At 60.7% G+C, this 1,322-nt stretch carries 1 protein-coding gene; it reads right to left on the reverse strand.

Annotated features, from left to right (window positions below):
• Positions 1-1,156 (reverse strand): calcium-binding protein (locus tag PVW46_RS13320; protein ID WP_274576154.1); only part of this gene is annotated, 1,156 nt, incomplete at its 3' end.
• Positions 1,157-1,322 lie beyond the last annotated feature (166 nt).

Below are 1,322 nucleotides of genomic sequence, written 5' to 3' on the forward strand. Positions count from 1 at the left end.
CGTTGCCGCCGTCCATCGTGTCGAGCCCGGCACCGCCGTCGAGGAAATCGCTGCCGTCCTGGCCGACCAGCAGGTCGTTGCCGTCATCGCCCAGGATGGTGTCGTCGCCTGCGTTGCCGTTGACGGTATCATTGTCGATGCCGCCCTCGATGTCGTCGTTGCCGGCACCGCCGAGGATGAAGTCGTTCCCGTCGTCCCCTTTCAGCAGATCGTCGCCGCCACGGCCGACGATGGTGTCGTCATCGGTGCCGCCGGAGAAATCATCCGAGTTGTCGCTGCCAGCCAGCGTGTCGTTGCCGGCGCCCGCATCAACGGCGCCGTTGATCACGCCGCCGTTGTTGTCGAGGTAGTCGGCGCCAAACCGCAGGTAGATATCGCCCTGGATCGTGCCGGTGTTGATGATCACGTCATCGCCGCCGTCCAGGTCGATCGCTCCGCCGAAGCCACGCGCCTCGAGCAGGCCGGAGTTCAGGATCCGGACATCGGTGTCCCGAGACGTTCTGAGGGCACCGTTCCAGCCGCTGATCGTGCCGGAGTTGCTGAGATGGAAATTGCTGTCAGTGCCGAAGGAGAAGCTGATCGCGGTTCCCTCCAGGCCTTCGATGATGCCGGTGTTGTTGAGCACCTGGGTCGATATATTGCCGATGTCGGCAGTGAGGACAAGGCCGTTGCTCTCACCCGAAATGAACCCGGAATTGCTCAGGTACATGTAGGTGTTGCCGGTATCGACATCCACGGCGGTGCCATCGTTGCTGGTGATCCTGCCGGTATTGACCAGGTTGAACCGGGCGGCGCCATCGCTGTCCTGAAAGTTGATGGCGTGGTTGTTCATCGAATGGATGGTTCCGTGGTTGACCACATTCGCCGAGATCGTGACGTCGATGTCCACGGTACCGTCCGACGGGTTTTCGGCGTCAATGACCCCATCGACTCCATTGAGCAGTTCAAAGACCGAGCCGTTTGCATCGACCGCCTGATGCCCGGCCCCCCAGGCATAGATAAAGCCGTGGTTGCTCAGCCAGTTTGTGCCGGTTGTGGCGGTGACGGCGGCGTCGCCGTCAACGTAGAGAGTTCCGTCGCGGTCGAGAAAGCCGGATTGGCTGCCGTCGAGGGTGCGCGCAGTAGTCGAAAACGCGCCAAGTCCGAAATCTGCCATATTTGAAGTCTCCTGAAAAAAAGGTCGAAAGGGATCGAAAAAATCTCCGGAACACAAATGTTGCTCCGGCGCGGAGTCTCGCCGCGGATTAACCATCCGTCAATGTTTTTGTGCCGCAAGGGCCGGTTCTAGCCTAGAGCACGAAATCATCCGCCGTCAGCCCGGT

Source organism: Mameliella sp. AT18 (genome assembly GCF_028807275.1).
Taxonomy (GTDB): Bacteria; Pseudomonadota; Alphaproteobacteria; order Rhodobacterales; family Rhodobacteraceae; genus Antarctobacter; species Antarctobacter albus.